Below are 16,774 nucleotides of genomic sequence, written 5' to 3'. Positions count from 1 at the left end.
TCAGTAGTACAAGTAGCGCAAGTAGTGGAAGAAGAGCGGTGCCGTGTAGGTCAGCGAGTCGAGCCGATCGAGGATGCCGCCGTGGCCCGGGAGTAGATCGCCGCTGTCCTTGACGCCGAGATCGCGCTTCACCCCGGACATCACCACGTCGCCGACGAAGCCGGTCACGCCGATCAGCAAGCCGGCCATGGCCGAATGCGCCATGCCCATCGGCGTCAGTACCGGCCCCAGTATCAGCCCAAGGAGCGTGGTGGTCAGCGCGCCGCCCAGCATGCCGGCCACGGTCTTGTTCGGACTGACCTTGGGGATGGCCTTGGTCCGCCCAACCGCCTTGCCCCACAGATACTGGGCCACATCATTGAACTGGGTGAGCACGACCAGGAACAGCACCAGCAGCGCGCCGTCGCCTTTCATGCTGCCGGTCACGTCGGTGGGCAACACCAGCAGATAGGCCATGTGCGACAGGCTGAACACGGTAGTCATCAGCCCCCAGTGCAGGGTGGATGCTGCACGCAGAAAACCTTGCGTCTCGCCGATCAGCACCATGCGCATCGGCAGGAACAAAAAGGCGTACACCGGGATGAAGATGATGAACATGCCGTACCAGCCGTACCAGATCCAGAAGTACTGGATCGGAATGGCAAGGTAAGCCCACAGCAGCGGTAGGTGGTCGGCTCGGCGCGTCGGCACCAGCGTCAGGTATTCCTTGAAGGCAAGGAAACTGACGAAGCCCAGCACCACCAGCGACACTTCACGATTGACCGAAATGGCCAGTACGAACACGGCGACGATCCACCACCAGGTACGTACGCGCTGGCGCAGTTCCAGCCAGTCCTTCTGCGGAAAATGCCAGCCCAGCGCCGCAATGGTGCCGCTGGCAAATACCAGCACTGCAACGATCACGCACAGCGCGTAGAACAGCACGTCGGAGATCGGGAACGGATTCATGCGGCCTCCCGCAATGCGCGCCGGGCGCGGTTCAGGCAGGTGAATGCGCACAGCAGGGCCAGAGTCCAAAACAGCCAGGGGCTCCAGGCCAGTGCGGGCGTGTAGAGACCAACCAGCAGAGCATAGGCGCCGAGTACGAAGGCGCGATCGCTCTTTCCCAGCGGCCCGTCATAACGCCGGCTGGCGCCCACGGTCTGTGCCGCGACGCCGAGGAACTCGGTGAGATTGGCCAGCAGCGCCATCACCACCACGGCAACGGGGTCGGCACCGGGCAAAAGGGCAAAGGGCAGGTAAAGCGCGGAATCGGAGAGGATGTCACCGGCTTCGTTGAGCAGGGCGCCCAGTCTGGATTGCTGTTTGAACTCGCGCGCCAGCATGCCGTCAATGGCATTGAGCGCCATTCGAACCAGCAGAAAGGCCGGCAGCATCAAGAACAGGGGCGGGACCGGGTTCAGGGCCAGCAAGAGTCCCAGCGCAACTGATGCGAGCAAGGCGAGAAGCGTGATCTGGTTGGCCGTGATGCCGGCGCGATGAAGGGTGCGCAGCACCGGGCGCAACAGCGACTGGAACGCAGGTTTGAGGTCGTAGAGCGTCATGGCGAGGAGCGGTACGTGATGGCGCATAGTGCGACCCCCGACATACTTTCGCAATACTTTCCTCGTTCATTTTTTCTGCGCAATAAAAAAGCCGGCGAATGCCGGCTTGTCCGAGTGCGTGCTTGTATCAGTGCTGACAATGTTTGCCGATTTCGGCGTGCATCGCGTCGATCACCGCCTTGTAGTCCGGATGGCCGAAGACGGCAGAGCCGGCGACAAAGGTGTCGACGCCTGCTGCGGCAATCGCGCCGATATTGTCGATCTTCACGCCGCCATCGATTTCCAGATTGATGTGCCGGCCGGTTTTTTCCTTGTAGGCATCAAGCTTGGCACGTGCGGCACGGGCCTTGTCGAGCATGGCCGGAATGAAGGCCTGGCCGCCAAAACCCGGGTTGACCGACATCAGCAACACCATGTCGACCTTGTCCAGCACGTAGTCGAGATGGTCGAGCGAGGTCGCCGGATTGAAAACCAGCCCGGCCTGGCAGCCATGCTCGCGAATCAGGCCGAGCGTCCGGTCGATGTGGTCGGAGGCTTCCGGGTGGAAGGTGATGATGTTGGCGCCGGCCTTGGCAAAGTCGGGGACGATGCGGTCCACTGGTTTGACCATCAGGTGAACATCGATCGGCACGGTTGCATAGGGCTTGATCGCCTCGCAAACCAGCGGGCCGATCGTCAGATTGGGAACGTAGTGGTTGTCCATCACGTCGAAATGGATCAGGCCGGCACCGGCGGCGATGACGTTGCTGATCTCTTCGCCGAGGCGGGCGAAGTCGGCGGACAGGATGCTCGGGGCAATGCGGAACTGGCTCATGGACGAACTCCAGGACGAATGACTAGATTGTACCGTTTGCTGACCCTGCCACGACCGGGACAGCCTGTTAAGATTGTCCTCCATCAATGGGGGAACGTGCATGGGCGATAATCCCAAGTTCAGGATCGACGTGGTGCCGCGCGCCAGCTTCGTTGCCGAGCAGTCGGACGAAGAGGAAGGCCGCTTCGTCTTTTCGTATCACATCCGCATCACCAACCACGGCGACGCGGTTGCGCAGCTGGTTTCCCGGCACTGGGTGATTCGTGACATGGCCGACCGCATCCAGGAGGTGCGCGGCCTGGGTGTGGTGGGCGAACAGCCGGTGCTCGAGCCCGGCCAGTCGTTTGAATACATGAGCGGCGCAACGCTGGAAACGCCGGTGGGCACCATGCGTGGCAGCTACCTGATGCGTACGCTGGACGGCACTGAGTTCCATGTCGATATTCCCGAGTTCGTACTGTCGATTCCGCGCACACTGCACTGATGGCCCGATCCCGTCCGCGGCCGGGCTTGTAATCCGCTGATTCAGGCCTCATCTGGTCTTGTCGTCCGTAGAACAAGAACACCATCATGGCCACTCCCGATTCCGCCCCGCGCAACGACTGGCACACGCTGCGCACCCTGTTTCCCTATCTCTGGCGCTACAAGAATCGCGTCGTGATCGCGCTCAGCCTGCTGATTGCGGCCAAGTTCGCCAACGTGGCCGTGCCGCTGGTCCTGAAGGACATTGTCGATTCGCTCGACGGCAGCAAGGGCATCATCGTCATGCCGGTCGCGCTGGTGTTCGCCTACGGTGCTTTGCGGATGTGCTCGTCAGTCTTCGGCGAGCTACGGGATGCGGTGTTCGCCAAGGTAACGCAGGGTTCGATCCGGCGTGTCGCGCTGCAGGTGTTCGAACACCTCAGCGCGCTCAGCCTGCGTTTCCATCTTGAGCGGCAGACCGGCGGCATGAGTCGCGACATCGATCGCGGCACCAAGGGCATCGCCTTCCTGCTCAACTTCATGCTGTTCAACATCCTGCCGACGCTGGTCGAAATCGCGCTGGTGGCGATCATCCTGCTGAAGAAGTACGACTGGTACTTCGCCGCGATCACGTTCGGCACCATCGTCATCTACATCGGCTTCACCCTTGGCGTGACCGAGTGGCGCATGGCGTTCCGCCGGCAGATGAACGAACTCGATTCGAAGGCCAACACCCGCGCGATCGACGCCCTGCTGAACTACGAAACCGTCAAGTACTTCAACGCCGAGCGCTGGGAGGCCGAGCGCTATGACCGGAGCCTGTCCAAGTGGGAGAGTGCATCGGTCAAGAATCAGGTCTCGCTGTCGCTGCTGAACGCCGGGCAGGCCGTCATCATCGCTTCCGGCGTGACTGCGCTGGTCTGGCTGGCTTCCCGGGATGTGGTCACCGGCCGGATGACGCTGGGCGATTTGGTGCTCGTCAACGCCTTCCTGCTGCAGCTGTACGCGCCGCTGAACTTCCTCGGTTTTGTCTACCGCGAGATCAAGCACTCGCTCGCCGACATGGAAAAGATGTTCAAGCTGCTGCGGCAGAACGCCGAGGTCAAGGACACGCCTGATGCGCGCACGCTCCAGGCCAGCAGCGCTGCCATCCGCTTCGAATCGGTCGACTTCGGCTACGAGCGCAACCGGCAGATCCTGCGCGACGTCAGCTTCGAGATTCCGGCCGGCAAAACGCTTGCGGTGGTCGGCGCCAGCGGCGCCGGCAAATCGACGCTGTCGCGGCTGCTGTACCGCTTCTATGACGTCTGGCAGGGGCGCGTCACGATCAACGGCATCGACCTGCGCGACATGACGCAGGAAAGCCTGCGTGCGCACATCGGCATCGTTCCTCAGGACACGGTGCTGTTCAACGACACGATCTACTACAACATTGCCTACGGCAAAACCGGCGCCAGCCGCGAAGAAGTGATCGAGGCGGCACGGGCAGCGCACATCTACGACTTTATCGAAAAGCTGCCGGAAGGCTTCGACACCATGGTGGGCGAGCGCGGACTCAAGCTCTCCGGCGGTGAAAAGCAGCGCGTCGCGATTGCCCGGACCATCCTGAAGAATCCGCCGATCCTGATTTTCGACGAGGCCACCAGTGCGCTCGACTCGAAAACCGAAAAGGGCATCCAGGCCGAGCTCAAGGCCATCTCCGCGGACCGCACGACGCTGATCATCGCGCATCGACTCTCGACGATTGCCGACGCTGACGAGATCGCGGTCATGGAAGACGGCCGGATTGTCGAGCGTGGACGGCATCTTGAACTGCTGGCCCAGAACGGACACTACGCCCGCCTGTGGGCGTTGCAGCAGCATGAGGAGCCGGCGGATCACGTGGCCTGATTGTGACCGGCACAATTAAGACAATTATATTGTCTTATGTCGGACGATTACCTTGCTCCAGCTCAAAACGCGTAAGGGAAAGTGCGGACAGCGTAACTAAGTCACAACCGTCATCCTCCTGATGGCCTTAAAAAGGTCGCCATGGCGTCAGCGGTACCCCGCGCGCGCCAACAACAAAACAGGCCTCAGGAGGGTCGCATGAAACTGGATCGTAAAGATTGGGAGTGGGTGCTGACGTGTTTTGGCACCGCCGTGGGCGCCGGAATTCTTTTCCTCCCGATTCGCGCCGGCCTCGGCGGCATCTGGCCGACGCTGATTCTGACCGCCATCATTTTCCCGGTGACCTATGTCGCGCACCGCGGCATCACCCGGGTGGTGGCGTCGTGCAGCAAGGCGACCGACATCGTCGGCGCGGTCGAGCATGACCTGGGCCGCAACGTCGGCTTTGCCGTGTCGGTGCTGTACTTCCTGTCGATCATCACGATCTGTGTCGGCTACGCGACCGGGATCACCAATATCGTCTCGTCGTTCCTGACCAACCAGATGGGTGTCGGCGAAGTCTCCCGCCCGGTGCTGACCTTCCTGCTGCTGGTCGGCCTGACCAGCGTGATTCTCGCCGGCGAGAAAATCATGGTGCGGGTGACGTCGATCATCACCTTCCCGCTGATCATCCTGCTGGCGGTGCTGTCGCTGTACATGATTCCGTACTGGAACAGTGCGGTCGTGACCGCGCCGACCACAGGTGGCGACGTGATGAAGAACCTGCTGCTGCTGTTCCCGGTGCTGGTGTTCGCGATGAACTTTTCGCCGGTGTGCTCGACACTGGGCGCGTCGTACCGTGCGCAGTACCCGGTTGAAGAGGCCGTCAAGCGCACTGATGGCATCATCAAGTGGACGTCGCTGATCCTGCTGGTGTTCGTGATGTTCTTCGTGCTGTCGATGCTGCTGACGACGACACCGGCGATGCTGGCCGAGGCGCAAGCCAAGAACGTCGACATCCTGACCGTGCTGTCGCTGGCCGTGCAGCAGCCCTTCCTCAAGTACATGATTCCGCTGATCGCCTTCCTTGCCATTGCCAGCTCGTACTTTGGCCACTTCGTCGGTACCCGCGAAGGTCTGGTCGGCATCATTACCCGGCTGATGACCTGGAGTCGCCCGGCCGACGAAGAGAAGCTCGACAAGAAGCGCATCAACATGGTCGTGACCGTGCTGATGATGATCGGCCTGTGGTTCCTCGCCGTGTACAACCCGCCGATCCTGAAGATCATCGGCGCGCTGTCGGCACCGATTATCGCGATTTATGCCTACCTGATGCCAGTGATGCTGATGAAGCGCGTGCCGCGCCTGACGATCTATCGCTCGTCGTTCGCCAGCTTCGTCTTCGTGATGGGCCTCGTGGGGATCGCCGGCGACTTCGTCGGCAGCTACCTCTGATCCTGCGATCGTGAATGCAGGCCGCGCTACACGTGCGGCCTTATTCCATACTGCTGCCGGGTAGCGATCCTGCCCGACCGGAGCTTGCCATGCTCAGCGTCTTTGACATGTTCAAAATCGGCATCGGGCCGTCCAGCTCGCATACCGTCGGCCCGATGCTGGCCGCCAAACGCTTTGCCGACAGTTTGCTGATCCATCCCGATCGCGCGCGGATCGCGCACGTCACGATCGATCTGTACGGCTCGCTGGCACTCACCGGCAAGGGGCACGGCACCATCGAGGCGATGCTCAATGGCCTGGAGGGCAAGGAGCCCAGAACCGTCGACCCGGCGTCGGTGCTGCCGCGTGCGCAAGCGCTGATGCAGGAAGGCGCGACGCTACTGCTTGGCGGATCGCAGCCCGTGCCGTTCCATGGGCGTCGGGATGTCGTGCTGCACATGCACGAATTCCTGCCCAGGCACGCCAACGGCTTGCGTTGCCGTGCCCGAAGCGCAGACGGCGCGCTGATTGCCGAAACGGTGTTTTACTCGATTGGTGGCGGCTTCATCGTTACGGACGACGAGTTCGGCCTGCCGGTCGGCGAGCGCGCTGCGCCGCCGTATCCGTTCGCCAATGCGCAAGAGCTGATGGCGCACTGCGAGCGTGAAGGCAAGTCGATTGCCCAGATTGTCATGGCCAATGAGACGACCTGGCAGGATGAGGCGACGATCCGCAACGGCTTGCTGGAAATCGCGGCAGTCATGAAGGATTGCGTCGAGAGCGGCTGCCGTCAGGAGGGGGATCTGCCGGGCGGTTACGGCGTCAAGCGTCGCGCGCCGGCCATTTTCCGCCGCATCGTCTCGCTGCAGCTGGCCGGGCGGACCGACGTGATGCTCTGGCCGATGCTGTATGCGATTGCCGTGTCGGAAGAGAACGCCGCGGGCGGGCGCATCGTGACTGCGCCGACCAATGGCGCAGCCGGCATCATTCCGTCGGTGCTGCAGTACTACCGCAACTTCCATCCGCAGGCGAACGATCAGGGCATTGTCGACTTCCTGCTCACCGCCGCTGCGGTCGGCATGCTGTACAAGATGAACGCCTCGATTTCCGGTGCCGAAGTCGGCTGTCAGGGGGAGGTTGGCGTCGCGTGTTCGATGGCTGCAGCCGGCTATTGCGCGGTCAGTGGCGGCAATCTGGCGCAAGTCGAGAATGCCGCTGAAATCGCCATGGAGCACCATCTCGGGCTGACATGCGACCCGGTTGGCGGGCTGGTGCAGATTCCGTGCGTCGAACGTAACGGCGTGGCGGCGGAAAAAGCCATCAAGTGCGCCCAGCTGGCCATCATCGAGGATGGTCGCCACAAGATCAGCCTTGATCAGGTCATTGACACCATGTACCGGACCGGCATGGACATGCAAAACAAATACAAGGAAACATCCTTGGGTGGTCTTGCATTGACTGTCGGCATTCCAGCGTGTTGATTTAAGCTTGATATAAGAATTGCCAGAAATACAAATGCCCCCGCATTCCGGGGGCATTTTTTTTGCGCACATCATCAATCCCTAATATCATGCAAAAGCAGTAGTGCGGGCAAAACAATTACATAATACTTGCATGAATAATACGAGATACTTTTAAGGCAGCTTGATTCTAGTGGGTGGATTCCATGACAGTTAAAACACGATTGATCGCACTGATCGCGGCGTTCGCAGCAGTACTGGCCTTGCTTTCCGGGCTTGGCATCTATCAATTGAATCGCATCAATAACCATATCGATGAAATCAACCGGAACGTCATTCCCAGTCTCCGGTATTTGAACGAAGCAAACGTTTCCTTTCAACGGATGCGGGTCACAACATTCCGGCATCTCAATTCAATGAGCACGCAGGACCAGGCCGAACTCGAAAAGCGGATTTCGAGCTACAAGGACAAAATCAATCAGGCGTTTGGTGATTACGAGAAGAACGTCCTCGACGCCAATGACGCAAAAGACGTCGGCTTGCTGGCGGCCGACCGCGAGAGCATGCAGAACTATCTGCAGATTCAGGACAAGGCGCTGGCGCTATCGAGGCTGGCGCAGCGTGACGAAGCGAATGCGCTGCTGGCCAAGAGCTATGACGATTCGCAGCGGGTTGCCGTCGCACTCGATACGCACGCCAAATACAACGAAGAGTGGTCCGAAAAGCAGGTCAAGGCGGCAGCCGAAACCTTCAATAGCGCGGTCTTCCAGTCAACTGCCTGCCTGTTGGTGGGCCTGATTGGCGCCGGCGTCTTCGGCCTGATCAGCTACCGTGCCATCGTGGGACCGCTCAACGGCATGCGCGATGCGATTCGCGGTGTCGAGCAGGATCTCGACTTCAAGCGTCGCGCCAAGACCGATGGCAAGGGCGAGGTCGGCGAGGCCATCACCGCCTTCAACCGGCTGATGGATCGTGTCCATGGCAGTCTGGGCCAGCTGCAGCGCGCAGCCGGTGACGTCTCCGGTTCGGCGGGCGAGTTGTCCGATGCATCGGGTCAGGTCGCCAAGAGTGCCAACTACCAGAGTGATGCGACCGCGAGCATGGCATCGTCGGTCGAGCAGATGACGGTGAGCATCAGCCACGTCTCCGATCGCGCCAGCGAAGCACACAATCTGGCGCGCGAATCGGGCCAGCTGGTTCAGCAGGGACGCGAGGTGATCGGCCGCACTGTCGATGAAATCAAACAGATCGCCCAGGGCGTCGGTGAAGCGGCGACACGGCTGTCCGAGCTGGAAGAGCAGACGCAGCGGATTTCGTCGGTCATTGGCGTGATCCGCGATGTCGCCGACCAGACCAACCTGCTAGCGCTGAACGCCGCCATCGAGGCAGCGCGTGCCGGCGAGCAAGGACGCGGCTTTGCCGTCGTCGCCGACGAAGTGCGCAAACTGGCAGAGCGGACAGCCAATTCGACAGCGGAAATCTCGCAAATCATTGAGGCAGTGGGCGAGCGCGCGCAGCGCTCGGTCGCCGGGATGAATCAGGCCGTCGATCTGGTCAAGACCGGCGTGGCGCAAGCCGATGTCGCGCGTGACGTGATCGGCCAGATCGGCGACAAGGCGGGGCAGACGGTGCAGATGGTCAACGACATCTCGGCCGCCCTGCGCGAACAGTCTTTGGCCAGCGCGAATATTGCCCAGCAGGTCGAACGTATTGCGCAGATGACCGAGGAAAACAGCGCGATTGCCGAGCAGACCAACAGCTCGGCCAAGCAGCTGGGCGAACTGGCTTCGAACATGCAGCGCGAGACGGCGCAGTACCGAATCTGAGTGCCGGCAGCAGGCATGAATGAAAATCGGCCCGATCCAGGGCCGATTTTTTATTGGCTGATTCACTGTCGAGACTAAGGCTTGGGCTTGCCCCAGCTGCCGCTGCTTTTGACCGGCGCGGCCTTTTTCGGCGCCGCGCCTGCATCGTCGCCACTCAGATAGGCCGACTTGATTCCGTCGGCCAGCTCGAGCACCGCGCTCGCGTACAGCGTGCTCTTGTTGTAGCGGGTGATGACGTAGAAGTTGGTATAGCCGAGGTAGTAGCGGGTGAAGTCCGGCTCGGTATCGAGTGCGAACAGCACCGCCTTGCGCTGCGGATCGACCTCGGTCAGCGGTGCGATGCCCTTGGCCAGCATTTCGGCTACGGTGTAGTGCAGGTTGAATTTGTCCGCCAGCAAGGCTTCGACCTGATCGCTGTCCACGTTGACGGCATCCATCGTCGGGCCGCCTTTCTCCCAGCCGTGCGCGGCCAGGTAGTTGCCGACGCTGGCGATTGCGTCGTCGGCGTTGTTCCAGATGTCGCGATGGTGATCGCCGTTCCAGTCGACCGCGTACTGGCGGAAGCTCGACGGCATGAACTGCGGCCAGCCCATCGCGCCGGCGTACGAGCCCTTGAACGACAGCGGATCCTCGCCTTCCTCGCGTGCCAGCAGCAGGAACTGCGTCAGCTCCTTCCTGAAGAAGTCGGCGCGGCGCGGATAGTCGAAGGCAACGGTCGACAGTGCGTCGATGACCCGGAAACTGCCGGTATTGCTGCCGTAATTGGTTTCAGCGCCAAGAATGGCGACGATCACCTCGGGCGAAACACCATAGCGCGCCGATACCGCAGCGAGCGTATCGGCATGCGCGCGCCAGAACTTCGCGCCAGCCTTGATTCGCGTCGGATTCACGAAGTTGCCGCGAAACTGGTACCACGGCCGGCTGGTCGACGGGCGATCGAGGATGGAGATGATGTTCGGCTTGAGCTGAACGTTGGCAAACAGGGTGTCGAGCTTGTCGCGCGACAGGTTTTCGCTGGCAGCCACTTCGTCGAGGTACTGCTTGACGTCGGGACGGGTGATCAGGGCGTCGTCGGCAACCGCCGGTGCGACAAGGGCGAAGGAGAGCAGGGTGCTGAGCAGGGTAATGCGCATGAGGTCCTCAACCGGCGGGCCGGGCTAGGGGGGTGCTGGAATTATTGTGACAGTGCACTCGACAAAAGTTTGGCGGTGACATTGACGATCGGGATGACGCGTTCGTACGCCATCCGGGTCGGGCCGATGACGCCCAGCGTGCCGACGATTTCGCCGTTGGTGCGGTACGGTGCGGTAATGACCGAGCAGTCGCCCAGTGGCTCGAGCCCGGATTCGCCGCCGATGTAGATCTGCACGCCGTCGGCGCGATTGCCGACGTCGAGCAGCTGCAGCAGTGCAGTCTTGCGATCGAACAACTCGAACAACTGACGCAGCCGACCCATATTGGACGCCAGATCATCGCTGTCGAGCAGGTTGCGCTCGCCGGAGATCAGCACCGTCTCGTTGCCGGGCGAGGCCATTGCGTCTTGCGCTGCTGCGTTGAGCAGGGTGACGAGTTCGCCTTTCAGCGCATGCACTTCGGCCTCGACCACGCCGCGCAAATGGCCGAAGGTCTTGCCGGCGCAATGCGCGTTGAGGAAGTTGGCGGCTTCGGTCAGCTGCGCGGGCGAATAGGCGGTTTGCGTGGTCAGGATGCGGTTCTGCACGTCGCCGTCGGCGGTGACCAGAATCAGCAGGACGCGGTTTTCACCGAGCTGCAGGAACTCGATGTGCGTCAGGATGGCTTCCTGCCGTTTGGGCAGCATGACGACGCCGGCGAAGTGGGTCAGCTGTGACACCAGCTGCGACGCGGCGGCGATCGAGCGTTGCGGATTGCCCTTGGGCAGGCCGCCGACCTCGGGTGGCGCATGCCGTTCGAGCCGGTCCAGCGACTGCATGACCATCAGCGAATCGACGAAAAACCGGTAACCGCGCGCGGTCGGAATCCGGCCGGCCGACGTGTGCGGGCTGGCAATGAATCCGAGATCCTCGAGTTCGGCCATGACGTTGCGGATCGTCGCCGGACTAACGACGAGGCCGCTGGCCTGCGAAAGGGTCTTCGAGCCGACCGGTTGGCCATCGGCAATATACCGTTCGACAAGCGTGGTAAGCAGGAGTTGGGCGCGTTCGCTGAGCATGCTCGGATTCTAACGCTGTTGCCGTGTGCGTGCCCGGGGTGGCTATGGTTTAATTCCGGGCATGCGTGGCGGCCGGCGTCTTGTATCCGGCTGCCCAGATGGAAAAGCCATGACAACTCTGTTCAAGACCGTGGCGCTGGTCGGTCGTCGCAACACCCCGACCATCGCCGAGCCGATGGCCCGCCTGGCTGCAATGCTTGCCGAACGTGGCGCCAGTGTATTGATTGACGAAGAAGCCGCTGCCGAACACGGCATTGCCGATCACCCGACCGTTGCACGCGACATGATCGGCCGGCTGGCCGACCTCGTGATCGTGATGGGCGGCGATGGCACCATGCTCGGCGTGGCCCGGCTCGTGGCACCGTACCGGATTCCGCTGATCGGCGTGAACCAGGGGCGACTGGGTTTCATGACCGACGTGCCGCTGGGCGAAATGGAAAAGGTGATCGGTGACATGCTCGCCGGCGCCTTCGTGCCCGAAGAGCGCATCCTGCTCGAAACGACGATCTGTCGTGGCGACGAGGAGTTCGGCCCGTCACTGGCGTTCAACGACGTGGTGTTCAGCCGTGGCTCGACCGGCTCGATGATCGAGTTCGAGATCATCATCGATCGCCAGTTCGTCTACAGCCAGCGTTCGGACGGGCTGATTGTCAGCACGCCGACCGGTTCCACCGCGTATGCGCTGGCGTCGGGCGGACCGATCCTGCATCCGAGCCTACCGGCGGTGACGCTGGTGCCGATCTGCCCGCAGTCGCTGTCCAACCGGCCGATCGTCGTCAGCGACGATGCCGAGGTCGAATTCCTGCTGACGCGCGCCAACGACGCGCGGGTGTATTTCGACAACCAGTCGGACTTCGAGCTGCGCGAACACGATCGCGTCCGCATCCGCCGCTACCGCAATACACTGCGCATCCTGCATCCGGTGGGATACAACTATTACGACATGCTCCGGGCCAAGCTGCACTGGGGCCACAAGCTGCAATAACCGCTACAACGACTCGGGACGTCCAGAACGCATGCTGCTTTCGCTCAGGCTCAAGAACTTCGTCATTGTCGACGAGCTCGCGCTCGACTTTACGGCCGGGCTCACGGTGCTGACCGGCGAGACCGGTGCCGGGAAATCGATCGTGCTCGACGCACTCGGCCTTTTGCTGGGCGATCGGGCCGAAAGCGGCATCATCCGTCATGGCTGCGAACGCGCCGAACTGGCTGCCGAATTCGAGCTGGGCGACGTGCCGGCCGCGAGCGAGTGGCTGGTCGACGCGGATCTGGTCGATGCCGATCCGGCACGGCTGGTGCTGCGGCGGGCCATCGACATCCACGGCAAGAACCGCGCGTTCATCAACGGCAGTCCGGCGACGCTGGCACAGCTCAAGGCCGTCGGCGAACTGCTGGTCGACATCCATGGTCAGCACGCGCACCAGCGCCTGCTGCGTGCCGAAGTGCAACGGCAGGTGCTCGACGCCTACGCGGGCGCCGAAACGCTGGCATCCGAACTGGCCGACGCCTGGCGTGGCTGGCGCAGACTGGCCGATGAACTCGACGCCGCGCACCGCAATGCGGCGACCTTCGAGGCCGAGCGCGAACGCTTGCAGTGGCAAATCGATGAAGTTTCATCACTGTCGCTTGGCGAAGACGAGTGGGCAGCACTGCAGTCGGAACACAAGCGCTTGCACCATGCAGCCAGCCTGATCGATGGCGTACAGGCGGCCTTGCTTGCGCTCGCGGACGGTGACGAAAATTGCCAGGGCTGGCTGGGCGGTGCGCAGCACAGGGTCGACGAACTGGCCGGCTACGACGACGGACTGACCGAGGCGCGCGAATTGCTGGCGTCGACCGATGCACAACTGACCGAGGCGGTGAATACGTTGCGCCGCTACGCCGACGGACTCGAACTTGACCCGCAACGGCTGGCCGATGTCGAAGCCCGTATGGATGCGATCTGGCGTGCCGCGCGCAAGTACCGTTGCGAGCCCGATCAGCTCGTGGGGTTGCTGGCCGATTGGCAGGCCCGGCTCGATACACTGGGCGGGCGCGATGGTCTGGCCCGGCTCGAAGCCGACGTTGCCCGTGCCGAGAAAGCGACGCGTGCGCTGGCAAAGACACTGAGCACCAAGCGCGGGGCGGTGGCAACGAAGCTGGCCGAGGCCGTGACGAAGGAAATGCGGCCGCTGGCGCTGGCCGACAGCCGTTTCGAAATCGCGCTGGCGCCACTCGACAAACTCACGGCACATGGTGCTGAAAGCATCGAGTTTCTTGTCGGCCATGGCGATGCGCCTGCAAAACCGATGGCCAAGATCGTTTCCGGTGGCGAGTTGTCGCGGATCAGCCTGGCGCTGCAGGTCATCGCCGCGACCCAGGGCGGCATTTCGACTTTCGTGTTCGACGAAGTCGATGTCGGCATCGGCGGACGGGTCGCCGAAATCGTCGGCCGTCTGCTGGCCGATCTTGGCGCCAACCGCCAGGTGCTTTGCATTACCCATCTGCCGCAAGTGGCGGCCTGCGGACACCAGCACCTGCAGGTCAGCAAGGCCAATACACCTGCCGGCATCGTCAGCGCGGTACGCCCGCTGGCGAGCAACGAGCGCATCGAGGAAATCGCCCGCATGCTTGGCGGCGTGGAAATCACCGAAACCACGCGCCGTCATGCGGCCGAGCTGCTCGGGCTGGTCCAGTCGGCATGAGTGATGCAGTCATTTCGCCGGCGCCGGACTGGACCGACGCCGATGCCGCATTCATGCGCGAGGCGCTGACCGAAGCGGGACGGGCCTACGCGCTCGGCGAAGTGCCGGTCGGCGCCGTTGTCGTGGTCGATGGTGAAATCGTCGGACGGGGCTGCAACCAGCCGATCACGCTGCACGATCCGAGTGCGCACGCCGAAATGCTGGCGCTGCGCGATGCGGCAAGCCGGCTCGGCAATTACCGGCTCCCCGGCGCCACACTCTATGTGACGCTGGAGCCGTGCCTGATGTGTGCCGGCGCCATGCTGCACGCCCGATTGGCACGCATCGTCTACGCGACCACCGACCCGAAAACCGGCGCTGCCGGCAGTGTAATCAATCCGTTTCCGGACCGGCGCCTCAACCACCAGACCGACGTCGTCGGCGGGTTGCTGGCCGACGAAGCCGCGGCGCAATTGCGGGCGTTTTTCCGCGAGCGCCGCGAAGCCGAAAAGGCGCGCCGGGCCGCAGCAAACTGACCGTCCGCGCAACGTGTGACATTTGCACGTCATTGCAATACGGCATCGCCTGTAGTCAACCATTCCGACGCTACACTGACCCCGCCATCCGCGGCGGCGCAAGCTGCCGCACCAGTATTCACAAAAACGAAGGTGGGGGTCGAAAATGAAACGTCTGGTATTGCCGCTCTTGCTCGCAGCGGCGTTTGCGCACGCGGACAGCGTGGTATTCGAGGAAAACTTCGAAGGCGATCTGGCCAAGTGGGTCGGCCAGCGCGGCGACGGCACCGTGCCGATGAACGTCACGCTGATTGAAGATCCGCTCAAGCCCGGCAACAAGGTCGCGCGTTTCGACAAGCCGGTATACGGCGGCGACATCTTCACCAAGCAGCAATTCCCCGAAGGCAAGTACGTCCTTTCGTTCGACTACCTCGGCACCTGCGGCGGCAATTGCGGCGGCGTCATCGGCGTGACCGCCGAATTCCCGGGCCGCGACCAGTGGCTGGCCGGTACGGCCAACTCGGGCTTCCCGGACCGGATCAAGGACACCGGCAAGTGGGAGCACTACGACCTCGATTTCAAGGGGCGTTTCGACTTCCATCTGGCGCTGGAACAGTGGACCAGCTCGGCCGGCGCAGGCAAGGATATCTATTTCGACAACATCAAGCTGGTGCAGAAGGGCGACGCCGCGGTGTCGGCCGGCGCCAAGGCCGTTGCAGCCGTTGCCGTCACCGGCGTACCGGCACCGAAAACGCCGCAAGTGGTCGGTTATTTCCCGGCGTGGGCCAAGCACAACAGCAACTACTGGGTGAAGGATATCGAGACGTCGGGCACGGCCAAGCGCCTGACGGTGATCAACTACGCCTTCGGCAACGTCAAGGACAACAAGTGTGTGGTCGGGGTCGAAGCCAAGGGCGTCGGCGCCGCGGCAGATGACTACTGGGATCCGGTGCCGAAGGAACACACCCTCGACGGCAAGGATGACAAGGGTGACAAGGGTCTGTTCGGCCACTGGAATCAGCTCAAGCAACTGAAGAAGGCCAATCCGAACCTCAAGGTCGTAATCAGCCTTGGCGGCTGGAGCTGGTCGAAGTACTTCTCCGACGCCGCGCTGCCGCAAAACCGCGAAGCCTTTGTCAAATCCTGCGTCGACGCCTACATCAAGGGCAACGTGCCGGACAGGCAGGGCAAGGTCGCCCCGGCTCTGGCTGCCGGCGTCTTTGACGGTATCGACATCGACTGGGAATACCCGGCGGCCGAAGGCGAGAAGGGCAATGTCGTCCGCAAGGAAGACACGAAGAACTACACCGCCTTGCTCGCCGAATTCCGCAAGCAGCTCGACGCCGTCAAGCCCGGTCTGCTGCTGACGATCGCCAGCCCCGCGGCCAGCGACAAGTCGTCGATGATGGAGCTGGACAAAATCCATCCGTCGCTCGATTTCATCAACATCATGACCTACGACTTCAGCAATGGCTGGGCCAACCAGAGCCAGCCGCACGCCAACCTGTACGGCGGCAAGAAGGATCAGTTCGCGATCGATTACACGGTCAAGGATTACCTCGAAAAAGTGCCGTCGCAGAAACTGGTGCTGGGTGTGCCGTTCTACGGCTACGGCTGGCTGGTCAAGAGCAGCGACAACAACGGCATGTACCAGCCAAGCAGTGGCCCTGCCAAGGGACCGGTGGAGCAGGGCAGCAAGCCGTATGCGCAGATCAAGACCGCGCCGGGCAAGGTGTTCCGTGACGACAAGACCCGTGCCGTCTGGAAGCTCAACGGCAACGAAGTCTGGAACTACGACGATCCGCAGGCGCTGCAGGAAAAGGTCGAGTTCGTGAAGAAGAACAAGCTCGGTGGCGTGATGTTCTGGGAGCTGTCGAACGACACCGCCGATGGCGAGCTGAGCAAGACGCTTTCCGATGCGCTGAAAAAGTAAGAACGCATCCCGCTGGATTGAAAGGGCGCCCGTGTGGCGCCCTTTTTTACGCCCGGCCGGATT

14 protein-coding genes are annotated in these 16,774 nt (G+C 62.1%); 9 read left to right on the top strand and 5 right to left on the bottom strand.

Annotated elements, in window-relative coordinates; translation table 11 throughout:
- The 3 genes from JMJ54_RS01125 to rpe all read right to left on the bottom strand — a co-directional run bounded on the left by JMJ54_RS01125 (position 1) and on the right by rpe (position 2,358).
- The gene (locus JMJ54_RS01125; protein WP_203536110.1) at positions 1–948 is read right to left on the bottom strand and encodes a phosphatidate cytidylyltransferase; all 948 of its coding nucleotides are present in this window, start codon (positions 946–948) and stop codon (positions 1–3) included.
- Positions 945–1,544: a CDP-alcohol phosphatidyltransferase family protein gene (locus tag JMJ54_RS01120; protein WP_203536109.1), complete on the bottom strand. Its 600-nt coding sequence runs from the start codon at positions 1,542–1,544 to the stop codon at positions 945–947. The genes JMJ54_RS01125 and JMJ54_RS01120 overlap by 4 nt, the downstream gene beginning before the upstream one ends.
- Positions 1,545–1,671: 127 nt before the next feature.
- On the bottom strand, positions 1,672–2,358 hold the full coding sequence (gene rpe, locus JMJ54_RS01115) for a ribulose-phosphate 3-epimerase (RefSeq protein WP_203536108.1): 687 nt from the start codon (positions 2,356–2,358) through the stop codon (positions 1,672–1,674).
- Between the two features lie 100 nt (positions 2,359–2,458).
- Between rpe and apaG the strand changes: the two genes are divergently transcribed.
- From apaG to JMJ54_RS01090, 5 genes are all read left to right on the top strand, one after another.
- Positions 2,459–2,842: a Co2+/Mg2+ efflux facilitator ApaG/CorD gene (apaG, locus tag JMJ54_RS01110; protein WP_203536107.1), complete on the top strand. Its 384-nt coding sequence runs from the start codon at positions 2,459–2,461 to the stop codon at positions 2,840–2,842.
- A gap of 86 nt (positions 2,843–2,928) precedes the next feature.
- A complete protein-coding gene (locus JMJ54_RS01105) occupies positions 2,929–4,710 on the top strand; it encodes an ABCB family ABC transporter ATP-binding protein/permease (protein WP_203536106.1) in 1,782 nt (593 codons plus the stop codon).
- Positions 4,711–4,908: 198 nt separating this feature from the next.
- Positions 4,909–6,144 carry an amino acid permease gene (locus JMJ54_RS01100; protein WP_203536105.1) on the top strand — a complete coding sequence of 412 codons (1,236 nt, stop codon included), beginning with the start codon at positions 4,909–4,911 and terminating at the stop codon, positions 6,142–6,144.
- An 89-nt stretch (positions 6,145–6,233) separates the two neighbouring features.
- Positions 6,234–7,604, top strand: a complete 1,371-nt coding sequence (locus tag JMJ54_RS01095) for an L-serine ammonia-lyase (RefSeq protein WP_203536104.1) — start codon at positions 6,234–6,236, stop codon at positions 7,602–7,604.
- A gap of 185 nt (positions 7,605–7,789) precedes the next feature.
- On the top strand, positions 7,790–9,409 hold the full coding sequence (locus tag JMJ54_RS01090) for a methyl-accepting chemotaxis protein (protein ID WP_203536103.1): 1,620 nt from the start codon (positions 7,790–7,792) through the stop codon (positions 9,407–9,409).
- A 74-nt stretch (positions 9,410–9,483) separates the two neighbouring features.
- Here the strand turns inward: JMJ54_RS01090 and mltB are convergent, their stop codons facing one another.
- Positions 9,484–10,542 (bottom strand): lytic murein transglycosylase B, encoded by a 1,059-nt coding sequence (mltB, locus tag JMJ54_RS01085; RefSeq protein ID WP_203536102.1) that lies wholly within the window; start codon positions 10,540–10,542, stop codon positions 9,484–9,486.
- A gap of 41 nt (positions 10,543–10,583) precedes the next feature.
- Positions 10,584–11,600, bottom strand: coding sequence for a heat-inducible transcriptional repressor HrcA (hrcA, locus tag JMJ54_RS01080; RefSeq protein ID WP_203536101.1), 1,017 nt, complete (start codon positions 11,598–11,600; stop codon positions 10,584–10,586).
- Between the two features lie 109 nt (positions 11,601–11,709).
- Between hrcA and JMJ54_RS01075 the strand changes: the two genes are divergently transcribed.
- From JMJ54_RS01075 to JMJ54_RS01060, 4 genes are all read left to right on the top strand, one after another.
- A complete protein-coding gene (locus JMJ54_RS01075; RefSeq protein ID WP_203536100.1) occupies positions 11,710–12,585 on the top strand; it encodes an NAD kinase in 876 nt (291 codons plus the stop codon).
- A gap of 31 nt (positions 12,586–12,616) precedes the next feature.
- The gene (gene recN / locus JMJ54_RS01070; protein WP_203536099.1) at positions 12,617–14,284 is read left to right on the top strand and encodes a DNA repair protein RecN; all 1,668 of its coding nucleotides are present in this window, start codon (positions 12,617–12,619) and stop codon (positions 14,282–14,284) included.
- Positions 14,281–14,799: a tRNA adenosine(34) deaminase TadA gene (gene tadA / locus JMJ54_RS01065; RefSeq protein ID WP_203536098.1), complete on the top strand. Its 519-nt coding sequence runs from the start codon at positions 14,281–14,283 to the stop codon at positions 14,797–14,799. Before recN ends, tadA begins: the two co-directional genes overlap by 4 nt.
- 145 nt (positions 14,800–14,944) lie before the next feature.
- Complete coding sequence (locus tag JMJ54_RS01060; protein ID WP_203536097.1) at positions 14,945–16,711, top strand: glycoside hydrolase family 18 protein; 1,767 nt, start codon at positions 14,945–14,947, stop codon at positions 16,709–16,711.
- The last annotated feature ends 63 nt before the right edge of the window (positions 16,712–16,774 follow it).

Origin of the sequence: Jeongeupia naejangsanensis, from assembly GCF_016865585.1 — a bacterium.
Classification (GTDB): Bacteria; Pseudomonadota; Gammaproteobacteria; order Burkholderiales; family Chitinibacteraceae; genus Jeongeupia; species Jeongeupia naejangsanensis.
This window is presented reverse-complemented; position numbering and strand designations above follow the sequence as displayed.

Excerpts from the sequence above, each read along its gene's own strand:
- JMJ54_RS01125 (WP_203536110.1), bottom strand. The coding sequence starts at position 948 with ATGAATCCGTTCCCGATCTCCGACGTGCTGTTCTACGCGCTGTGCGTG.
- JMJ54_RS01120 (WP_203536109.1), bottom strand. The coding sequence starts at position 1,544 with ATGACGCTCTACGACCTCAAACCTGCGTTCCAGTCGCTGTTGCGCCCG.
- rpe (WP_203536108.1), bottom strand. The coding sequence starts at position 2,358 with ATGAGCCAGTTCCGCATTGCCCCGAGCATCCTGTCCGCCGACTTCGCC.
- apaG (WP_203536107.1), top strand. The coding sequence starts at position 2,459 with ATGGGCGATAATCCCAAGTTCAGGATCGACGTGGTGCCGCGCGCCAGC.
- JMJ54_RS01105 (WP_203536106.1), top strand. The coding sequence starts at position 2,929 with ATGGCCACTCCCGATTCCGCCCCGCGCAACGACTGGCACACGCTGCGC.
- JMJ54_RS01100 (WP_203536105.1), top strand. The coding sequence starts at position 4,909 with ATGAAACTGGATCGTAAAGATTGGGAGTGGGTGCTGACGTGTTTTGGC.
- JMJ54_RS01095 (WP_203536104.1), top strand. The coding sequence starts at position 6,234 with ATGCTCAGCGTCTTTGACATGTTCAAAATCGGCATCGGGCCGTCCAGC.
- JMJ54_RS01090 (WP_203536103.1), top strand. The coding sequence starts at position 7,790 with ATGACAGTTAAAACACGATTGATCGCACTGATCGCGGCGTTCGCAGCA.
- mltB (WP_203536102.1), bottom strand. The coding sequence starts at position 10,542 with ATGCGCATTACCCTGCTCAGCACCCTGCTCTCCTTCGCCCTTGTCGCA.
- hrcA (WP_203536101.1), bottom strand. The coding sequence starts at position 11,600 with ATGCTCAGCGAACGCGCCCAACTCCTGCTTACCACGCTTGTCGAACGG.
- JMJ54_RS01075 (WP_203536100.1), top strand. The coding sequence starts at position 11,710 with ATGACAACTCTGTTCAAGACCGTGGCGCTGGTCGGTCGTCGCAACACC.
- recN (WP_203536099.1), top strand. The coding sequence starts at position 12,617 with ATGCTGCTTTCGCTCAGGCTCAAGAACTTCGTCATTGTCGACGAGCTC.
- tadA (WP_203536098.1), top strand. The coding sequence starts at position 14,281 with ATGAGTGATGCAGTCATTTCGCCGGCGCCGGACTGGACCGACGCCGAT.
- JMJ54_RS01060 (WP_203536097.1), top strand. The coding sequence starts at position 14,945 with ATGAAACGTCTGGTATTGCCGCTCTTGCTCGCAGCGGCGTTTGCGCAC.